We start from the raw sequence: 17,759 nt of genomic DNA on the forward strand, positions 1-17,759 counted from the left end.
AGAAGACCATGCCAAAACGTACAGACATAAAAAGCATCCTGATCCTTGGCGCTGGCCCGATTGTCATCGGCCAGGCCTGCGAATTCGACTACTCCGGCGCGCAGGCGTGTAAAGCCCTGCGTGAAGAGGGTTACCGTGTCATCCTGGTAAACTCTAACCCGGCCACCATCATGACCGACCCGGAAATGGCGGATGCGACCTACATCGAGCCGATTCACTGGGAAGTGGTACGCAAAATTATCGAGAAAGAGCGTCCGGACGCGGTGCTGCCGACCATGGGCGGCCAGACGGCGCTGAACTGTGCGCTGGAGCTGGAGCGTCAGGGCGTGCTAGAAGAGTTCGGCGTGACCATGATCGGTGCGACCGCCGACGCGATTGATAAAGCAGAAGACCGTCGCCGCTTCGACGTGGCAATGAAAAAAATTGGCCTTGATACCGCACGTTCCGGTATCGCGCACAATATGGAAGAAGCGCTGGCCGTTGCGGCTGAAGTGGGTTATCCGTGCATCATCCGCCCTTCCTTCACCATGGGTGGCACCGGAGGCGGTATTGCCTACAACCGCGAAGAGTTTGAAGAAATTTGCGAGCGCGGCCTGGATCTCTCCCCAACCAAAGAGTTGCTGATTGATGAATCGCTGATTGGCTGGAAAGAGTACGAGATGGAAGTGGTGCGTGATAAAAACGACAACTGCATCATCGTCTGCTCCATCGAAAACTTCGACGCGATGGGGATCCACACCGGTGACTCCATCACCGTTGCGCCAGCTCAGACGCTGACCGACAAAGAGTACCAAATCATGCGTAACGCCTCGATGGCGGTACTGCGTGAAATCGGCGTGGAAACCGGCGGCTCTAACGTGCAGTTCTCGGTGAACCCGAAAACCGGCCGTCTGATTGTTATCGAAATGAACCCGCGCGTGTCCCGTTCCTCCGCGCTGGCCTCCAAAGCCACCGGCTTCCCGATTGCGAAAGTGGCGGCGAAACTGGCGGTGGGTTACACCCTTGACGAGCTGATGAACGATATCACCGGTGGCCGCACGCCAGCGTCCTTCGAACCGTCCATCGACTACGTTGTGACCAAAATTCCACGTTTTAACTTCGAGAAATTCGTCGGTGCCAACGACCGTCTGACTACCCAGATGAAATCCGTTGGTGAAGTCATGGCGATTGGCCGCACGCAGCAGGAATCCCTGCAAAAAGCGCTGCGCGGCCTGGAAGTGGGCGCGACCGGCTTTGACCCGAAAGTCAGCCTGGACGACCCGGAAGCACTGACCAAAATCCGCCGCGAGCTGAAAGACGCGGGCGCAGAGCGTATCTGGTACATTGCCGATGCCTTCCGCGCGGGCCTGTCCGTCGACGGCGTATTTAACCTGACTAACATTGACCGCTGGTTCCTGGTGCAGATTGAAGAGCTGGTGCGTCTGGAAGAGAAAGTGGCGGAGCTGGGCATCAACGGCCTGGACGCAGACTTCCTGCGCATGTTGAAGCGTAAAGGCTTCGCCGATGCGCGTCTGGCTAAGCTGGCGGGCGTGCGTGAAGCGGAAATCCGCAAGCTGCGCGACCAGTACGACCTGCACCCGGTCTACAAGCGCGTGGACACCTGTGCGGCTGAATTCTCGACCGATACCGCATACATGTACTCCACCTATGAAGAGGAGTGCGAAGCGAACCCGTCCGTCGACCGCGACAAGATTATGGTGCTGGGCGGCGGTCCAAACCGTATCGGCCAGGGCATCGAGTTTGACTACTGCTGCGTACACGCCTCACTGGCGCTGCGCGAAGACGGTTACGAGACCATTATGGTCAACTGTAACCCGGAAACCGTCTCGACCGACTACGACACCTCCGACCGCCTCTACTTCGAGCCGGTCACCCTGGAAGACGTGCTGGAAATCGTGCGCATCGAGAAGCCAAAAGGCGTGATCGTGCAGTACGGCGGCCAGACTCCGCTGAAGCTGGCGCGCGCGCTGGAAGCAGCAGGTGTGCCGGTTATCGGCACCAGCCCGGATGCGATTGACCGTGCGGAAGACCGCGAGCGTTTCCAGCAGGCGGTTGACCGTCTCAAACTGAAACAGCCGGCGAACGCCACCGTGACCGCAATTGAAATGGCCGTTGAGAAAGCGAAAGAGATCGGCTACCCGCTGGTGGTGCGTCCATCCTACGTACTGGGCGGCCGCGCGATGGAAATCGTCTACGACGAAGCGGACCTGCGTCGCTACTTCCAGACGGCGGTGAGCGTTTCCAACGATGCGCCTGTGCTGCTCGATCGCTTCCTCGACGACGCGGTTGAAGTCGACGTGGATGCCATCTGCGACGGCGAAAGGGTGCTGATTGGCGGCATCATGGAGCACATCGAGCAGGCGGGCGTGCACTCCGGTGACTCCGCCTGTTCTCTGCCAGCGTACACCCTGAGCCAGGAGATTCAGGACGTGATGCGCCAGCAGGTGCAGAAGCTGGCCTTCGAGCTCCAGGTTCGCGGCCTGATGAACGTTCAGTTCGCGGTAAAAGACAACGAAGTCTATCTGATTGAAGTCAACCCGCGTGCGGCGCGTACCGTACCGTTCGTCTCCAAAGCGACCGGTATTCCGCTGGCGAAAGTGGCGGCGCGCGTGATGGCTGGCCAGACGCTGGCCCAGCAGGGCGTCACGAAAGAAATTATCCCGCCTTACTACTCGGTGAAAGAGGTGGTACTGCCGTTCAACAAATTCCCGGGCGTTGACCCGCTGTTAGGGCCAGAGATGCGCTCTACCGGGGAAGTGATGGGCGTTGGCCGTACCTTCGCAGAAGCGTTTGCGAAAGCGCAGCTGGGCAGTAGCTCCACCATGAGAAAATCTGGCCGTGCGCTGCTCTCCGTTCGCGAAGGCGATAAAGAGCGCGTGGTTGACCTGGCTGCCAAGCTGCTGAAACAGGGCTTCGAGCTGGACGCCACTCACGGTACGGCGATTGTGTTGGGTGAAGCGGGTATCAACCCGCGTCTGGTGAACAAAGTGCATGAAGGTCGTCCGCACATTCAGGACCGCATTAAGAATGGCGAGTACACCTACATCATTAACACCACCGCAGGTCGCCAGGCGATTGAAGACTCCAAACTGATTCGCCGCAGCGCGCTCCAGTACAAAGTGCATTACGACACCACCCTGAACGGCGGTTTCGCGACGGCCATGGCGCTGAATGCGGATGCCACCGAGAAGGTGATTTCGGTACAGGAAATGCACGCTCAGATTAGCAAGTAACACACATTGCCCGGTGCCATCCGGTTACCGGGCAATTTTCCCATCTTAAGAACCTTCTGGTTTTTCATCCGCTTTCAGTCAGTTAGCCTAAAATAGTTAGGTCGATAACGAAAATTCAACTGAGAGCAAGGGAAAACACCATGCAAAATAAACTACTGATCGCTTCCGTTCTGGCTGCCACCGCAATGTTCACCGTGGCGGGCTGTTCGTCCAATCAGGCCGTAAAAACCACCGATGGCAAAACGATTGTTACTGACGGGAAACCGCAGGTGGATGACGATACCGGTCTGGTATCGTACAAAAATGCCGAAACCGGTCAAACTGAACAGATTAACCGTGACCAGGTTAAATCAATGGGCGAGCTGGATAACTAAAAAAAAGCAGTGGCACATGCCACTGCTTTTTTGCTTCAGGATGCTCGATTACCAGCGATGGTTTAACAAAATATGACCGCCGTAGGCGGCATAGCTGTTTTCACCCCACTCGCCGCTGGCACGCAGGGAGATCGTCGTGGTTTCGTTCAGGTTGCCGGTTAAGCCCAACTCTAACTGACCACGATCTTCCGGCGTATCGTTGCTGACGGTCTCGTCGTTGAATGCCAGATCGTTTTGACCAGCACCTTTCAACCAGTTAACCGCAACGTACGGCTGCCAGGCCTTGACGTCCTTCTGCTGGAAGTAGCTTGCTTTAACGCCGAGACGACCAAAGACGCTGTCATTGTCCAGGGTAGTGACGCGTACGCCGTCGCGATCGGTATGATTTTCCTGATCGAGATAGCTGTAAATCACCTGCGCCTGCGGCTCGATCTTCCAGGTGCGTTCATTTTCAGACTGGATTATCCACGCGTGGCCGACTTCAACAGACGCGGCGAAACCTTCACTATCGTAGTCTTCATCGTTGCGATTGCTGGTGACGTTGTTGTTGTACCAGCTGTAAGCGGCCCAGGTATCAACGTAGCTGCCCAGACGTAATTTCTGATCTTCCTGCCAGGTGGCGTACAGCCCAACATTGAAGCCATCAACCTTACCCTGTGCGTCACGTACGTTTTGCTTCGCATCAGAGTGGGTCTTCGCCTGGCCTGCACCGAACATCCCGCCAGCACGCAGGATACCGTTATCCATTGGCTTGCTCATGAAATCGCTGCCGACTTGCAGTACGGTGGTGGTGGTGTCGTAGCTGACTTTATCGCCACCCGCATCGTTCTCGTGATAGCGACCCTTAACGTACATCCAGGTGTTCAGGTCGTCTTCATTGCGGAAGGTGATCTGGTCGCGATCGTCACGCTTATGCAGGAACATGCTCTGTGCGGCAAGGTAGTTACCTAAGTAAGCACCCACTTCAGGTGCCATGACTTCCGGCGTATTATTACCGCCGTTGTCAGTGTTGCCGCCATTATCGGTGCTGCCGCCGTTGTCGGTGCTACCGCCGTTATCGGTGTTGCCGCCGTTGTCGGTGTTGCCGCCGTTGTCGGTGTTGCCGCCGTTGTCGGTGTTATCGCCATCATCAGTATTGCCACCGTCATCGGTGTCGTCGGAAGGCTCATCAGAAGGCGTCGCCTTTGATTCCAGATACCAGTTGCCGTCACTGTGCTGGTAGAGGTTATATTCCCAGGCGCCTGCGACGACCGGTTTTGCCAGCGTCAGTTGGGCTTCGGAACTGCCGCCGATGCTGACAATTTCCATACCGTTAATGGTTTGCGCGCCTGCGCCGCCAATGTTGGTGATGCTGATGCCAGACTGACCGAAGCTGCTACCCGTAATAGTGAGGTGATCAGTTGGTGAATTATCTTCACCCAGGGTGCTGTTCATCACGATCTGGCTACCGTCAGAGCCGGTGTAGTCGCCATTAATCGTAAAATTATTGCCAACGCTATTATCAGCCGCACTGAGTAACAGCGTGCCGCCATTAGTTACGTTGCCGTTGATGGTATCGACGCCGGAAGCGCTGAGCGTGGAGTTACCCTGGACTGCATTCCATGCCGCCAGCGTACCGCCGCTAAGAACCGCGATGTTGTTGTTCACTTCGCCTGCGGTGGCAAAGGTCGCGCCATTTTCAACGGTAACGGTGGCGTTACTGCCCTTGACGCCGAGCGTTGCGTCGGTGGAGACCAGCGTGGTACCGCCGTGCAGAACCGTATCCCCTGTATAGCTATTTTTGCCCGTCAGAGTCAGGGTGTTGGAATCGACTTTTTCGACGTTACCGCTACCGGTCATGTCGGTGGCGAAAGTGAAATCGCTTCCCTGGTTAAAAATGACGGTACCGTTGTTGGTGAGCCCACCGCTGAGGGTCGCGGTTTTTTCGCCATCGCCCAGTTGCAACGAAGCATCTTTGGCCACCCGTGTATTACCGGTATTCGATACCGCGCCTGACAGGGTTAACGCGCCCGTGTCTATCAGCAAGGAATCGCCAGAGCCAATAATATCGAGATCGCCCGACAGCGCCCAATTTTCGCCGTTCATTGTGACGCTGGCAAAGCCGTCGTCTTCATTCAGACCAACAAAGTTACTGTCTTCCGAACCCGTGCCGATCAACGTCAGGGTATTTCCTCTGGAATTTGTGGATATTACGTCACCGATGAGGTTGGAGCCAGTGTCGAGCAGTAGCGTGTTATTTTTATCGCTGGCAAACATAATAGCGTTTGTTTCACCACTAATCGTTCCGCTATTTTTGATATCTAATTTTGCTGTATCTTTTACATTGATTCCGTACTGGGTTCCCTGCACAGTGGCACTGTTAAAAATCTTAGTGTTGCCATCATTTGCCGTAATAGCATCACCGTTTGTACCGATAATTTCGCCACTGTTATTAATGCCAATACCAACCTGAGTACTAAGACCTGTTTTTCCTTTTATCGTTCCGGTGCTGGTATTGGTAATATTTACTGCGGAGGAGTTTTCACTGACAAAAATGCCATTTTCCGAGCCAGTAATGTTTCCACTATTATTAAAATCACCGAGTACTGACTGAATATTCACCGCATTCGCGGTGGTGGAGGAAATGGTTGCGCCGATGTCGTTATTAATTACAATGCGCTGTACACCAGTATTTATATTCAGGCCATTTCCCGTGCCAGAAATATTCCCATTATTAGTGGCGTTAGTGGTAGTAAACCCAGTGACAGATACCGCCGCTTCACTATCTGCGGAAGATATCGTCACGTCTTTATTAATAACATATTCAGCATCGGCTGAGAAATCTTGAGGAACAGAAGTTGATTGGTCAATCGTTGCAGAAAACGCAACCGCAGGGGTGCATATCAACAAGGCAGGAAATATCTTTCCCAGAGTTTTGGTTGTATTATTTAATTGGGAGGGTTTGTTGCTCATGTACACATCCATTTGAGTGAGAAGGAATATTCGACACGTGTGTGAAACGTATATCGACCGCCTAAATAATGAGCTCAAAACAAAGAGCGTAAAATTATTATTTTTTCAATGGGTTATGTACAGACTGTTTTATTAAAGAATGACTTAAGGTCCTCTAAAAATATCTGTTGGCAATATGAGTTGTTACTATTATTTTGCGGCATGAATTTGTCGTACGCGTCGTTTTCTTTCTTTAGCGCCGTAATCGCTGTTAAGGTGGTGATGATTGCCAATACTTGCGTTTTACTTTGAAGCGTAAGATGGCCTCTTTAAGTCGGGGTGGTAACTGTCTACACTCATTGCTACAAGAAAAGTAAAAGACGGGCATATACATGATTCTGATAATTTATGCGCACCCCTATCCGCAGCACTCGCATGCGAATAAGCGGATGCTTGAGCAGGCAAGGACGCTCGAAAACGTAGAGATACGTTCCCTCTATCAACTCTACCCTGATTTCAATATCGATGTCGCCGCCGAACAGGAGGTGCTCTCCCGTGCCGATCTGATCGTCTGGCAGCATCCGATGCAGTGGTACAGCACGCCTCCGCTGCTGAAATTGTGGATCGACAAAGTTTTCTCCCACGGTTGGGCATATGGACACAACGGCAACGCGCTTCAGGGCAAAAGCCTGATGTGGGCTGTTACCACCGGCGGGGGGGAAAGCCACTTTGAGATTGGCGCCTTCCCCGGATTTGACGTGCTGGCGCAGCCGCTCCAGGCTACTGCCCTTTACTGCGGTCTGAACTGGCTTCCGCCTTTTGCGATGCACTGTACCTTTGTCTGCGACGATGAAACCTTGCAGGCGCAGGCTCGTCACTACAAACAACGTTTACTTGAGTGGCAGGAGACGCACAATGGATAGCCATACGCTGATACAGGCGCTGATTTACCTCGGCGCGGCGGCATTAATTGTGCCCGTGGCGGTTCGTCTGGGGCTGGGCTCGGTGCTCGGCTATCTGATTGCCGGGTGTGTGATTGGCCCCTGGGGCTTTCGGCTGGTGACGGATGCCGAGTCGATCCTGCATTTTGCGGAGATCGGCGTGGTGCTGATGCTGTTTGTGATTGGTCTGGAGCTGGATCCGCAGCGGCTGTGGAAACTGCGCGCCTCGGTGTTTGGCGGAGGCGCTCTGCAAATGCTGGCCTGCGGTCTGCTGTTGGGCGGGTTCTGCATTCTGCTGGGGATGGAGTGGAAAGTCGCGGAGCTGATCGGCATGACGCTGGCGCTCTCCTCGACGGCAATTGCCATGCAGGCAATGAACGAGCGTAACCTGACGGTGTCGCAAATGGGGCGCAGCACCTTCTCCGTACTGTTGTTCCAGGATATTGCCGCCATCCCGCTGGTGGCGATGATCCCGCTGCTGGCAACCAGCGGCGCATCAACGACGCTGGGGGCATTTGCCTTATCAGCGCTGAAGGTTGCCGGTGCGCTGGCGCTGGTTGTTCTGCTTGGTCGCTACGTAACGCGTCCGCTGCTGCGCTTTGTTGCTCGCTCTGGCCTGCGCGAAGTATTCAGCGCCGTTGCGTTATTCCTGGTGTTTGGTTTTGGATTGCTGCTGGAAGAGGCCGGGCTGTCGATGGCAATGGGCGCCTTCCTCGCGGGGGTCTTACTGGCAAGCTCCGAATACCGTCACGCGCTGGAAAGCGATATCGAGCCGTTTAAAGGATTGCTGCTGGGGCTGTTTTTCATCGGCGTCGGGATGTCTATCGACTTCGGGACGCTGGTAACCCATCCGCTGCGCATCATCATTCTGCTGGTGGGTTTCCTGGTCATTAAAAAGGCGATGCTGTGGCTGATTGCCCGCCCGTTAAATGTGCCAAAACCGCAACGCCGCTGGTTTGCCGTGCTGCTGGGGCAGGGGAGTGAGTTTGCTTTCGTTGTCTTTGGCGCAGCGCAGATGGCAAATGTACTTGATCCGGAATGGGCAAAAGCGCTGACGCTGGCGGTTGCGCTGTCGATGGCCGCAACGCCGATCCTGCTGGTGCTGCTGACGCGTCTGGAGAAAACGGGAAGCGAACAGGAGCGAGAAGCCGATGAGATCGACGAGGAGCAGCCGCGGGTGATCATCGCCGGATTTGGCCGCTTCGGGCAGATTACTGGCCGTTTACTGCTCTCCAGCGGAGTCAAAATGGTTATCCTCGATCACGATCCTGACCATGTCGATACGCTGCGTAAATTCGATATGAAAGTGTTTTACGGTGATGCGACCCGGGTTGATCTGCTGGAATCCGCCGGGGCGGCGAAAGCCGAGGTGTTGATTAATGCCATTGACGATCCAGAGACCAGTATGCAGATGGTTGAGCTGGTTAAAGAGCATTTTCCGCATCTGACCATTATCTCCCGTGCGCGCGATGTGGATCACTACATCCAGCTGCGTCAGGCGGGTGTGGCAGCCCCTGAACGTGAAACCTTCGAAGGGGCGCTCAAATCTGGCCGCATGGCGCTGGAAAGCCTGGGGCTTGGCGCGTATGAGGCACGTGAGCGTGCCGATCTGTTCCGCCGTTTTAATCATGAGATGGTGGAAGAGATGGTGGCGATGGCGAGCAGTACGGCAACCGAACGCGCTGCGGTGTTTAAACGCACCAGCACCATGCTGACGGAGATCATCAACGAGGATCGTAATCATCTGTCGCTGGTTCAGCGCCACGGCTGGCAAGGAACGGAAGAGGGCAAGCATACTGGTGATCCTGCGGATGAACCGGAGAGTAAACCCTCTGCGTGAAGTGGAGTTGCCAGCAATATTAAAAAATTTCTAATTCTTTACCCTGCCGCCAGTCGACGAAAGATTAAGCTTTCCGTATAGTGGCGGCAATTTTTTGCATCCGGGAAATTTTCAATGATCAGTCTGATTGCAGCGCTGGCGGTAGACCGCGTTATCGGCATGGAAAACGCCATGCCGTGGAACCTGCCTGCCGATCTCGCATGGTTTAAACGTACTACGTTAAACAAGCCGGTAGTGATGGGCCGCCTGACCTGGGAGTCGATTGGTCGTCCACTGCCGGGTCGTAAGAATATTGTGATCAGTAGCCAGCCGGGCACTGACGATCGCGTTCAGTGGGTTAAGTCCGTTGATGAAGCAATTGCCGCCTGCGGCGATGCCGAAGAGATCATGGTGATCGGCGGGGGGCGTGTGTATGAGCAGTTCCTGCCTAAAGCGCAGAAACTGTATCTGACGCACATTGATGCGGAAGTGGAAGGGGATACCCATTTCCCGGATTACGATCCGGACGAGTGGGAGTCCGTATTCAGTGAGTTTCACGATGCGGATGCGCAGAACTCACACAGCTACTGCTTCGAAATTCTGGAACGTCGTTAACGGTTTTATCCTCTCCCCGAAGGGAGAGGATAAACATCTTCAGGAGGCGACTGTCTCACCCTCGCCTAAGTCCAGCTGTCGGTTGGATGGCTGCACAAAGTAAGTTTTATCTTCCCAGCGTAAGCAGGTTAAATCCCCGCCCCAGCAGCATCCGGTATCCAGCGCATAGATATTTTCCGGGGTGCCTTTTCCTTCCAGCGATGCCCAGTGTCCAAATACCACACTGTATTCGTTTGTCACGGGGCCCGGAATCGCAAACCATGGCTTAAGCGGCGCAGGGGCATTTTCAGGCGTATCTTTGCAATACATATCCAGTTGCCCGTTCGGGAAGCAGTAGCGCATCCGCGTAAAAGCATTGGTGATAAAACGCAGTCGTGCCAGGCCGCTGAGGTCATCACTCCAGTTATTTGGCATGTCGCCGTACATCGCATCAAGGAAGAACGGGTAGGAGTCGCTCGCCAGCACCGCTTCGGCGTCGCGCGCGCAGGTTTTTGCCGTCTCAAGATCCCACTGAGGCGTGATGCCGGCATGCGCCATCACCAGTTTTTTCTCTTCGTCAATCTGTAGCAGCGGCTGGCGACGCAGCCAGTTGAGCAACTCATCGGCATCCGGTGCTTCCAGCAGGGGGGTAATGCGATCTTTCGGCTTATTACGGCTGATCCCGGCGTATACGGCCAGCAGATGCAGATCGTGGTTGCCCAGCACCATGCGCACGCTGTCACCCAGCGATTTGACATAGCGGAGGACGTCCAGGGAACCGGGACCGCGCGCCACTAAGTCGCCCGTCAGCCAGAGCGTGTCCTGCCCGGGGGTGAAGTCGACCTGTTTTAATAATGCGATCAGTTCATCGTAGCAACCGTGAACGTCGCCAATCAGATATGTAGACATTAGATTAATGAATAAGTGTAGGTACGGCGAGACGGAATACGGGAATAGCAATGCGGAAAGCATTGCCGTCGGCATCGACCATTTCATAATGGCCTTGCATGGTACCCAGCGGCGTTTCAATGACCGCGCCGCTGGTGTACTGATACTCTTCGCCAGGGGCGATATGGGGTTGTTCACCGACCACACCTTCGCCCTGGACTTCAATTTCACGGCCATTGCCGTTGGTGATAAGCCAGTAGCGCCCGAGCAGTTGCACAGGCATCCGCCCCAGATTGCGAATGGTTACGGTATAAGCAAAGACAAAACGTTCTTCATCCGGTGTGGATTGGGACTCAATGTAGACGCTTTGAACCTGAACACAGACGCGGGGCGAATCAATCATGGCTTAGCTCTCCTTCGGCGGCGCATTGTCGCTGATGTAATTAGCCAGCTTGCAGTACTGCTCTACGGAAATATTTTCCGCACGCATTGCCGGGTCGATGCCCAACTCAGCTAATACGTCAACGGTAAACAGATTGCCAAGGCTGTTACGAATCGTTTTACGGCGCTGGTTAAAGGCTTCTGTCGTGATACGGCTCAGCACGCGCAGGTCTTTGACCGGGTACGGCATCGTTTTATGTGGCACCAGGCGCACAACCGCAGAATCTACCTTTGGCGGTGGCGTGAACGCGGAAGGCGGTACTTCTAATACCGGGATCACGTTGCAGTAATATTGCGCCATCACGCTTAAACGACCATACGCTTTACTGTTCGGCCCTGCAACCAGACGGTTAACGACCTCTTTTTGCAACATGAAGTGCATGTCGGCAATGGCATCAGTATAGCTAAACAGATGGAACATCAGCGGGGTGGAGATGTTGTACGGCAGGTTACCGAACACGCGCAGCGGCTGTCCCATTTTTTCTGACAGTTCGCCAAAGTTCATGGTCATCGCATCCTGCTGATAAATCGTCAGCTTCGGCCCGAGGAACGGGTGCGTTTGCAGACGCGCGGCCAGATCGCGGTCGAGTTCGATAACGGTCAGTTCGTCGAGGCGTTCGCCTACCGGCTCGGTCAGCGCGGCAAGACCCGGGCCGATTTCGACCATGGCCTGACCTTTCTGCGGATTAATGGCAGAAACGATACTGTCGATCACAAACTGATCGTTGAGGAAGTTTTGCCCGAAGCGTTTACGGGCTAAGTGGCCCTGATGGACTCGATTAGTCATTGAGTATTAACAATCATTTTGATGGCGAGATTAAGCGCCGTAATAAAACTGCCGACATCCGCTTTTCCCTGGCCTGCCAGATCCAGCGCAGTACCGTGGTCAACGGACGTTCGAATAAAGGGTAAACCGAGGGTGATATTCACCCCGCGGCCAAAGCCCTGGTATTTTAGCACGGGCAGACCCTGATCGTGGTACATCGCGAGTACGGCGTCGGCATTATCCAGGTATTTGGGCTGGAAAAGGGTGTCGGCAGGCAGAGGCCCGCTGAGGTTCATCCCCTTCGCCCGCATCTCCTCAAGCACCGGAATGATGGTGTCGATCTCTTCGGTGCCCATATGTCCGCCCTCACCCGCGTGCGGATTCAGGCCGCAAACCAGCACATGCGGCTGCGGAATGCCGAATTTGGTTTGCAGATCGTGATGCAAAATGCCAATGATCTCACGCAGGAGTTCAGGCGTAATGGCATCCGGAATGGCTTTGATCGGCAGGTGCGTTGTTACCAGCGCAACGCGCATTGCTTCGGTTGCCAGCATCATCACCACTTTCGGGCTGTGCGAACGCTCTTCGAAAAATTCGGTATGCCCGGTAAACGGAATGCCCGCGTCATTGATCACGCCTTTATGCACCGGACCGGTGATCAGGGCGGCAAATTCGCCCTGAAGGCAACCGTCACAGGCGCGCGCCAGCGTCTCGACAACGTAGTGGCCGTTTTCGGTGTGTAACTCACCGGGGACAACAGGCGCACGGAGCGGAACAGAAAGCAGGGTGAGAGTACCCGCCTGCTGCGGTGCGGGCTGTTGGCCTTCAACGTAAGGGAGGAGCGTTAAAGGCAGACCGAGCAAAGCTGCCCGGTCTTGTAACAGTGTTGCATCTGCGCAGACAACCAACTCTACCGGCCAGCTGCGCTGGGCGAGCTGAACCACAAGGTCAGGCCCAATCCCGGCGGGTTCGCCGGGGGTGATCACAACACGATGCGGTTTCATCAGTTGCTCAACACTTTCACGTAAGCGCTGGCGCGTTGTTCCTGCATCCAGGTTGCGGCTTCTTCAGAGAACTTACGGTTAAACAGCATGCGATACGCACGGTCTTTCTGCGCCGCGTCGGTTTTATCCACGTTGCGCGTGTCCATCAGCTGGATCAGATGCCAGCCGAAGGAGGAGTGTACCGGCGCGCTCATCTGGCCTTTATTCAGCTTCATTAACGCATCGCGGAAAGCCGGATCGTAAATATCCGCTGCCGCCCAACCCAGGTCACCGCCCTGGTTTGCAGAGCCAGGATCCTGAGAGAACTCTTTTGCCGCTTTATCGAAGGTGGTTTTACCGCTCTTGATGTCTGCGGCGATCTGTTCCAGCTTCGCACGGGCCTGATCGTCAGTCATGATCGGAGACGGCTTAAGCAGGATATGACGCGCATGTACTTCGGTAACCGAAATGTTCTGGCTCTGGCCGCGCAGGTCGTTCACTTTCAGAATGTGGAAGCCCACACCGGAACGGATTGGACCGACGATGTCGCCTTTCTTCGCCGTGCTCAGCGCCTGGGCAAACAGGGATGGCAGCTCCTGAATACGCCCCCAGCCCATCTGGCCGCCTTTCAGCGCCTGCTGGTCAGCAGAGTACGTGATCGCCAGCTTGCCGAAGTCATCACCATTACGCGCCTGCTCAACGATAGCGCGCGCCTGGCTTTCCGCCTCAGCCGCCTGATCGGAGGTTGGGTTTTCCGGCAGTGGGATCAGGATGTGGCTCAGGTTAAGCTCAGTGCTGGCATCATTCTGATTCCCTACCTGTTTTGCCAGGGCATCCACTTCCTGAGGCAGGATGGTGACGCGGCGACGGACTTCATTGTTACGCACTTCTGAAATCAGCATCTCTTTACGGATCTGATTACGGTAGGTGGCATAGCTGATGCCGTCATAGGCCAGGCGGCTACGCATCTGATCCGGGGTAATGTTGTTCTGCTTTGCAATGTTGGCGATCGCCTGATCGAGCTGCTCGTCAGAGATCGTCACGCCCATTTTCTGGCCCATCTGAAGAACAATCTGATCCATGATCAGACGCTCCAGGATCTGGTGGCGCAGCGTAGCGTCATCCGGAAGCTGTTGACCTGCTTCGCCCGAGTTGAGCTTTACAGATTTCATCAAACCGTCAACGTCACTTTCAAGCACGACGCCGTTGTTAACCACAGCCGCGACTTTATCGACAACCTGTGGGGCCGCGAAGCTGGTATTCGCAACCATAGCGACACCGAGTAGCAGCGTTTTCCAGTTCTTCATACTTTTTCCATTTCAATTAACCGCAAAGCGGATTACGTTGTAAATCAAGCACATTACAATGAACTACGATACGGCAGAATGTTCGAGCGCAGCATCTGCTGCGTGCCCAGACCGTAGTTAGAACTCAGGCCGCGCAACTCGATATTAAAGCCGATCACGTTATCATATTTGCCCTGACTGTTTTGCGTATCCCAGCCGTTAAGTTTGCGTTCGTAACCGACACGTATTGCGTAACAGCAGGAGTTGTATTGCAGACCCAGCATCTGGTCAGCAGGTTTTTGGGCATTCGTGTCATAGTAGTAGGCCCCGACGACTGACCAACGATCGGCGATCGGCCAGCTCGCGGCGGTACCCACCTGTGAAATACCGTCTTTGTATTGGTCTGTATTCGCATAGTTTGGCAGCGTCGCCTGGATATACTCCGGGCTGGCGTAACGGTACGTCAACTGCAACATGCGGTCTTCATCACGGCGGTATTCGATGGCTGCGCTGCCCGTCGCGATATTGTCCAGTCGTGTATCGTACTGAACACCACCGCGCAGACCCCAACGATCCGTCATGCGCCAGTAGGTGTCGCCCGCCCATACCAGTGAGCCCGTTTTGTTGTCTTTCTCCCAGTTAATGTCGTCATCACCGGTACGAGACTCGGTGAAATAGTAGATTTGACCAACAGAAACGTTAAAACGTTCAACGGCAGCATCATCATATACGCGCGTTGTGACGCCAGTCGTTAACTGGTTAGCAGACGCAATACGGTCAAGCCCGCCGTAGGTACGGTCACGGAACAGGCCGCTGTAGTCTGATTGCAGGAAGGACGAGTCGTAGTTTTGAATTTTGCTCTGATCGCGATAAGGCACATACAGATACTGCATACGCGGCTCAAGCGTCTGGGTGTATCCATCGGCGAGAAGGCCCATATCACGTTCGAAGATCAGCTTCCCGTCCATTTTGAATTGCGGAAGCGTACGGTTTACCGACTCTTCAAGATCGGTGCCATAGCGTTTGTTATACCAGTCCAGATTTTTCTGCTGGTAGTGGGTGGCCATCAGCTTAGCTTCGGTATTCAGGCTCGCCCAGTCGTTTGACCACGGCAGATTGATCGTCGGCTCGATATGCAGACGCGTTGATTCCGGCATATCCGAGTTGGTGTTGACGAAATGGACCGCCTGAGCGTAAACGCGCGTGTCGAAAGGACCCACATCGTTCTGGTACCAGTTCACGTCCAGCTGCGGCTCGGCACCATAGGTACTACGCGATTGCGTATCAAATACCTGGAACTGTTTGGTCGACACCGTCGCGTCAAAGTTCTCAATGGCGTAGCCCACGCTGAATTTCTGCGTGGCGTAACCGTCGGTACTGGAGCCGTATTTAGAATCAAAGTCGTTGAAGTAATACGGATCGCTGACTTTGGTGTAGTCGATGTTGAAGCGCCACACCTGATCCAATACCCCGGCGTGCTTCCAGTAGTACATCCAGCGGTGCTTATCACCTTCGCTCGGATGCTCGTCCTGGAACACCTTATCTGATGGCAGATAATCAAATTCCATCAGACCCGCGCCCGCCTTGGTCAGATAGCGGAATTCGTTCTCCCACATGATGTTACCGCGCTTATGGATATAGTGCGGCGTGATCGTGGCGTCCATGTTGGGCGCAATGTTCCAGTAGTACGGCAGGTAGAACTCAAAGTAGTTCGACGTGCTGTACTTGGCGTTCGGGATCAGGAAACCTGAACGACGTTTGTCACCCACAGGCAGTTGCAGGTAAGGGCTATAGAAAATGGGCACCGGGCCGAGTTTAAAACGGGCGTTCCAGATCTCTGCAACCTGTTCTTCACGGTCGTGGATCACTTCACTGCCCACAACGCTCCAGGTATTTGACCCTGGCAAACAGGAGGTAAACGTGCCGTTTTCGAGAATGGTGTAGCGGTTTTCGCCGCGCTGCTTCATCAGGTCCGCGGTACCGCGCCCCTGACGACCGACCATCTGGTAATCACCTTCCCAGACGTTGGTGTCTTTGGTATTCAGATTCGACCAGGCTTTCGGACCTTTCAGGATGACCTGATTGTCGTCATAGTGCACATTACCCAGCGCATCCACCGTACGGACAGGCGCCTGAGCACCTTCCGGTTGCTTCTGGTGCAATTGCACTTCGTCAGCAAGCAGGCGACTGTTTCCCTGGTTAATATCGACATTGCCCGTAAAGGTCGCATTGTCAGGATAATTACCTTTTGCGCTGTCGGCATTAATGGTGACGGGTAAGTCATTCGTATCGCCTTTCACCAGTGGGCGATTGTAACTTGGGACGCCAAGCATACACTGCGAGGCGAGATCGGCTGCGAGCCCCTGTTGGCTATACAGGGCGGTGCCAATCATTGTGGCCAGAAGGGTGGGGATACGTTTTTTCATACGTTGTATTTTATTGTTCCGTCATCAGTGGCTACGGCTTACAAACGCTCAGAGACTATCTTACTCATCAGCGCAGTACCAGCGTTAATCCTGCCCGTTTGCGCGCCAGAGTGTTAGGCTCGCTATCGAATGACGAGTATGATAATGCAAATTATAGGCGATGTCCCTCAATTGACCGTGGCGCGACCACTGTAATGATGGCGTTGCGTCGGCCAGGAACATGACCATTCGGGGAGTATATGCAGTATTGGGGTAAAATAATCGGCGTTGCGTTCGCAATTATTATGGGTGCCGGATTCTGGGGTGTCGTTCTTGGCCTCATTATCGGCCATATGTTTGATAAAGCACGCAGCCGCAAAATGGCCTGGTTTGCCAACCAGCGCGAGCGCCAGTCACTCTTTTTCTCCACCACCTTCGAGGTGATGGGGCACTTAACCAAATCAAAAGGACGCGTAACGGAAGCCGATATTCAGGTGGCCAGCGTCTTTATGGATCGCATGAATCTGCACGGCGAATCCCGCATCGCGGCGCAGAATGCGTTCCGGATTGGTAAATCAGATCACTACCCGCTGCGTGAAAAAATGCGGCAGTTCCGTAGCATCTGTTTCGGGCGTTTTGATTTAATTCGGATGTTTCTGGAAATTCAAATCCAGGCCGCCTTCGCGGATGGCTCTCTGCATCCGAATGAACGGGACGTCCTGTATGTGATTGCTGAAGAGTTGGGCATTTCCCGCATGCAGTTCGATCAGTTCCTGCGCATGATGCAGGGCGGCGCGCACTTTGGCGGCGGTTATCAGCAGCAATCGTCCGGCGGCGGCTGGCAGCAGGCGCAGCGTGGCCCTACGCTTGAAGATGCCTGTAACGTCCTCGGCGTGAAGCCGTCTGACGATGTCACGACCATCAAACGCGCCTATCGTAAGCTGATGAGCGAGCACCATCCGGATAAGCTGGTGGCGAAAGGCCTGCCGCCAGAGATGATGGAGATGGCGAAACAGAAAGCGCAGGAAATCCAGAAAGCCTACGAGCTAATTAAAGAGCAGAAAGGTTTTAAATAAAAAAATGGCCCGACAGTGTCGG

At 54.5% G+C, this 17,759-nt stretch carries 13 protein-coding genes; 6 read left to right on the forward strand and 7 right to left on the reverse strand.

Annotation, left to right across the window (positions count from 1 at the left end; all coding sequences use genetic code 11):
- Positions 1 to 8: 8 nt before the first annotated feature.
- Together carB and ACOTWU_RS10440 are read left to right on the forward strand one after the other, a co-directional pair.
- A complete protein-coding gene (gene carB, locus ACOTWU_RS10435) occupies positions 9 to 3,233 on the forward strand; it encodes a carbamoyl-phosphate synthase large subunit (protein ID WP_023295906.1) in 3,225 nt (1,074 codons plus the stop codon).
- 140 nt (positions 3,234 to 3,373) lie between these two features.
- Positions 3,374 to 3,607: a YgdI/YgdR family lipoprotein gene (locus ACOTWU_RS10440; protein ID WP_003856439.1), complete on the forward strand. Its 234-nt coding sequence runs from the start codon at positions 3,374 to 3,376 to the stop codon at positions 3,605 to 3,607.
- Between the two features lie 48 nt (positions 3,608 to 3,655).
- On the opposite strand, the gene ACOTWU_RS10445 is transcribed toward ACOTWU_RS10440, so the two are convergent.
- On the reverse strand, positions 3,656 to 6,559 hold the full coding sequence (locus tag ACOTWU_RS10445; protein ID WP_252049369.1) for an autotransporter outer membrane beta-barrel domain-containing protein: 2,904 nt from the start codon (positions 6,557 to 6,559) through the stop codon (positions 3,656 to 3,658).
- Between the two features lie 371 nt (positions 6,560 to 6,930).
- Here ACOTWU_RS10445 and kefF point away from each other — a divergent pair, with 371 nt between their 5' ends.
- The 3 genes from kefF (at position 6,931) to folA (ending at position 9,913) form a co-directional block, all read left to right on the forward strand.
- On the forward strand, positions 6,931 to 7,461 hold the full coding sequence (gene kefF / locus ACOTWU_RS10450) for a glutathione-regulated potassium-efflux system oxidoreductase KefF (RefSeq protein WP_040117203.1): 531 nt from the start codon (positions 6,931 to 6,933) through the stop codon (positions 7,459 to 7,461).
- Positions 7,454 to 9,319: a glutathione-regulated potassium-efflux system protein KefC gene (gene kefC / locus ACOTWU_RS10455; protein WP_252049368.1), complete on the forward strand. Its 1,866-nt coding sequence runs from the start codon at positions 7,454 to 7,456 to the stop codon at positions 9,317 to 9,319. Before kefF ends, kefC begins: the two co-directional genes overlap by 8 nt.
- A 114-nt stretch (positions 9,320 to 9,433) precedes the next feature.
- Positions 9,434 to 9,913 (forward strand): type 3 dihydrofolate reductase, encoded by a 480-nt coding sequence (gene folA, locus ACOTWU_RS10460; RefSeq protein WP_003856431.1) that lies wholly within the window; start codon positions 9,434 to 9,436, stop codon positions 9,911 to 9,913.
- Between the two features lie 39 nt (positions 9,914 to 9,952).
- On the opposite strand, the gene apaH is transcribed toward folA, so the two are convergent.
- From apaH to lptD, 6 genes are read right to left on the reverse strand one after another with little or no spacing between them, the layout of a single operon-like run.
- Positions 9,953 to 10,801, reverse strand: coding sequence for a bis(5'-nucleosyl)-tetraphosphatase (symmetrical) ApaH (apaH, locus tag ACOTWU_RS10465; protein ID WP_220719594.1), 849 nt, complete (start codon positions 10,799 to 10,801; stop codon positions 9,953 to 9,955).
- A 4-nt stretch (positions 10,802 to 10,805) separates the two neighbouring features.
- A complete protein-coding gene (apaG, locus tag ACOTWU_RS10470; RefSeq protein WP_003856425.1) occupies positions 10,806 to 11,183 on the reverse strand; it encodes a Co2+/Mg2+ efflux protein ApaG in 378 nt (125 codons plus the stop codon).
- A 3-nt stretch (positions 11,184 to 11,186) separates the two neighbouring features.
- Positions 11,187 to 12,008 (reverse strand): 16S rRNA (adenine(1518)-N(6)/adenine(1519)-N(6))-dimethyltransferase RsmA, encoded by an 822-nt coding sequence (gene rsmA, locus ACOTWU_RS10475; protein ID WP_003856423.1) that lies wholly within the window; start codon positions 12,006 to 12,008, stop codon positions 11,187 to 11,189.
- Complete coding sequence (pdxA, locus tag ACOTWU_RS10480) at positions 12,005 to 12,991, reverse strand: 4-hydroxythreonine-4-phosphate dehydrogenase PdxA (protein WP_015572650.1); 987 nt, start codon at positions 12,989 to 12,991, stop codon at positions 12,005 to 12,007. The genes rsmA and pdxA overlap by 4 nt, the downstream gene beginning before the upstream one ends.
- A complete protein-coding gene (gene surA, locus ACOTWU_RS10485; protein WP_017383803.1) occupies positions 12,991 to 14,277 on the reverse strand; it encodes a peptidylprolyl isomerase SurA in 1,287 nt (428 codons plus the stop codon). The genes pdxA and surA overlap by 1 nt, the downstream gene beginning before the upstream one ends.
- A gap of 53 nt (positions 14,278 to 14,330) precedes the next feature.
- The gene (gene lptD / locus ACOTWU_RS10490) at positions 14,331 to 16,682 is read right to left on the reverse strand and encodes an LPS assembly protein LptD (RefSeq protein ID WP_017383802.1); all 2,352 of its coding nucleotides are present in this window, start codon (positions 16,680 to 16,682) and stop codon (positions 14,331 to 14,333) included.
- A gap of 239 nt (positions 16,683 to 16,921) precedes the next feature.
- On the opposite strand from lptD, the gene djlA reads away from it, so the two are divergent.
- Positions 16,922 to 17,737 carry a co-chaperone DjlA gene (gene djlA / locus ACOTWU_RS10495; protein WP_015572652.1) on the forward strand — a complete coding sequence of 272 codons (816 nt, stop codon included), beginning with the start codon at positions 16,922 to 16,924 and terminating at the stop codon, positions 17,735 to 17,737.
- Positions 17,738 to 17,759 lie beyond the last annotated feature (22 nt).

The sequence above is a fragment of the Enterobacter cloacae complex sp. GYL001 genome (assembly GCF_049237125.1).
Classification (GTDB): domain Bacteria; phylum Pseudomonadota; class Gammaproteobacteria; order Enterobacterales; family Enterobacteriaceae; genus Enterobacter; species Enterobacter hormaechei_C.

Bases quoted from the DNA above. Each gene is read 5' to 3' on its own strand.
- ACOTWU_RS10445 (WP_252049369.1), bottom strand. From the start codon at position 6,559: ATGAGCAACAAACCCTCCCAATTAAATAATACAACCAAAACTCTGGGA.
- djlA (WP_015572652.1), top strand. From the start codon at position 16,922: ATGCAGTATTGGGGTAAAATAATCGGCGTTGCGTTCGCAATTATTATG.
- carB (WP_023295906.1), top strand. From the start codon at position 9: ATGCCAAAACGTACAGACATAAAAAGCATCCTGATCCTTGGCGCTGGC.
- kefC (WP_252049368.1), top strand. From the start codon at position 7,454: ATGGATAGCCATACGCTGATACAGGCGCTGATTTACCTCGGCGCGGCG.
- surA (WP_017383803.1), bottom strand. From the start codon at position 14,277: ATGAAGAACTGGAAAACGCTGCTACTCGGTGTCGCTATGGTTGCGAAT.
- apaG (WP_003856425.1), bottom strand. From the start codon at position 11,183: ATGATTGATTCGCCCCGCGTCTGTGTTCAGGTTCAAAGCGTCTACATT.
- kefF (WP_040117203.1), top strand. From the start codon at position 6,931: ATGATTCTGATAATTTATGCGCACCCCTATCCGCAGCACTCGCATGCG.
- ACOTWU_RS10440 (WP_003856439.1), top strand. From the start codon at position 3,374: ATGCAAAATAAACTACTGATCGCTTCCGTTCTGGCTGCCACCGCAATG.
- lptD (WP_017383802.1), bottom strand. From the start codon at position 16,682: ATGAAAAAACGTATCCCCACCCTTCTGGCCACAATGATTGGCACCGCC.
- folA (WP_003856431.1), top strand. From the start codon at position 9,434: ATGATCAGTCTGATTGCAGCGCTGGCGGTAGACCGCGTTATCGGCATG.
- apaH (WP_220719594.1), bottom strand. From the start codon at position 10,801: ATGTCTACATATCTGATTGGCGACGTTCACGGTTGCTACGATGAACTG.
- pdxA (WP_015572650.1), bottom strand. From the start codon at position 12,991: ATGAAACCGCATCGTGTTGTGATCACCCCCGGCGAACCCGCCGGGATT.
- rsmA (WP_003856423.1), bottom strand. From the start codon at position 12,008: ATGACTAATCGAGTCCATCAGGGCCACTTAGCCCGTAAACGCTTCGGG.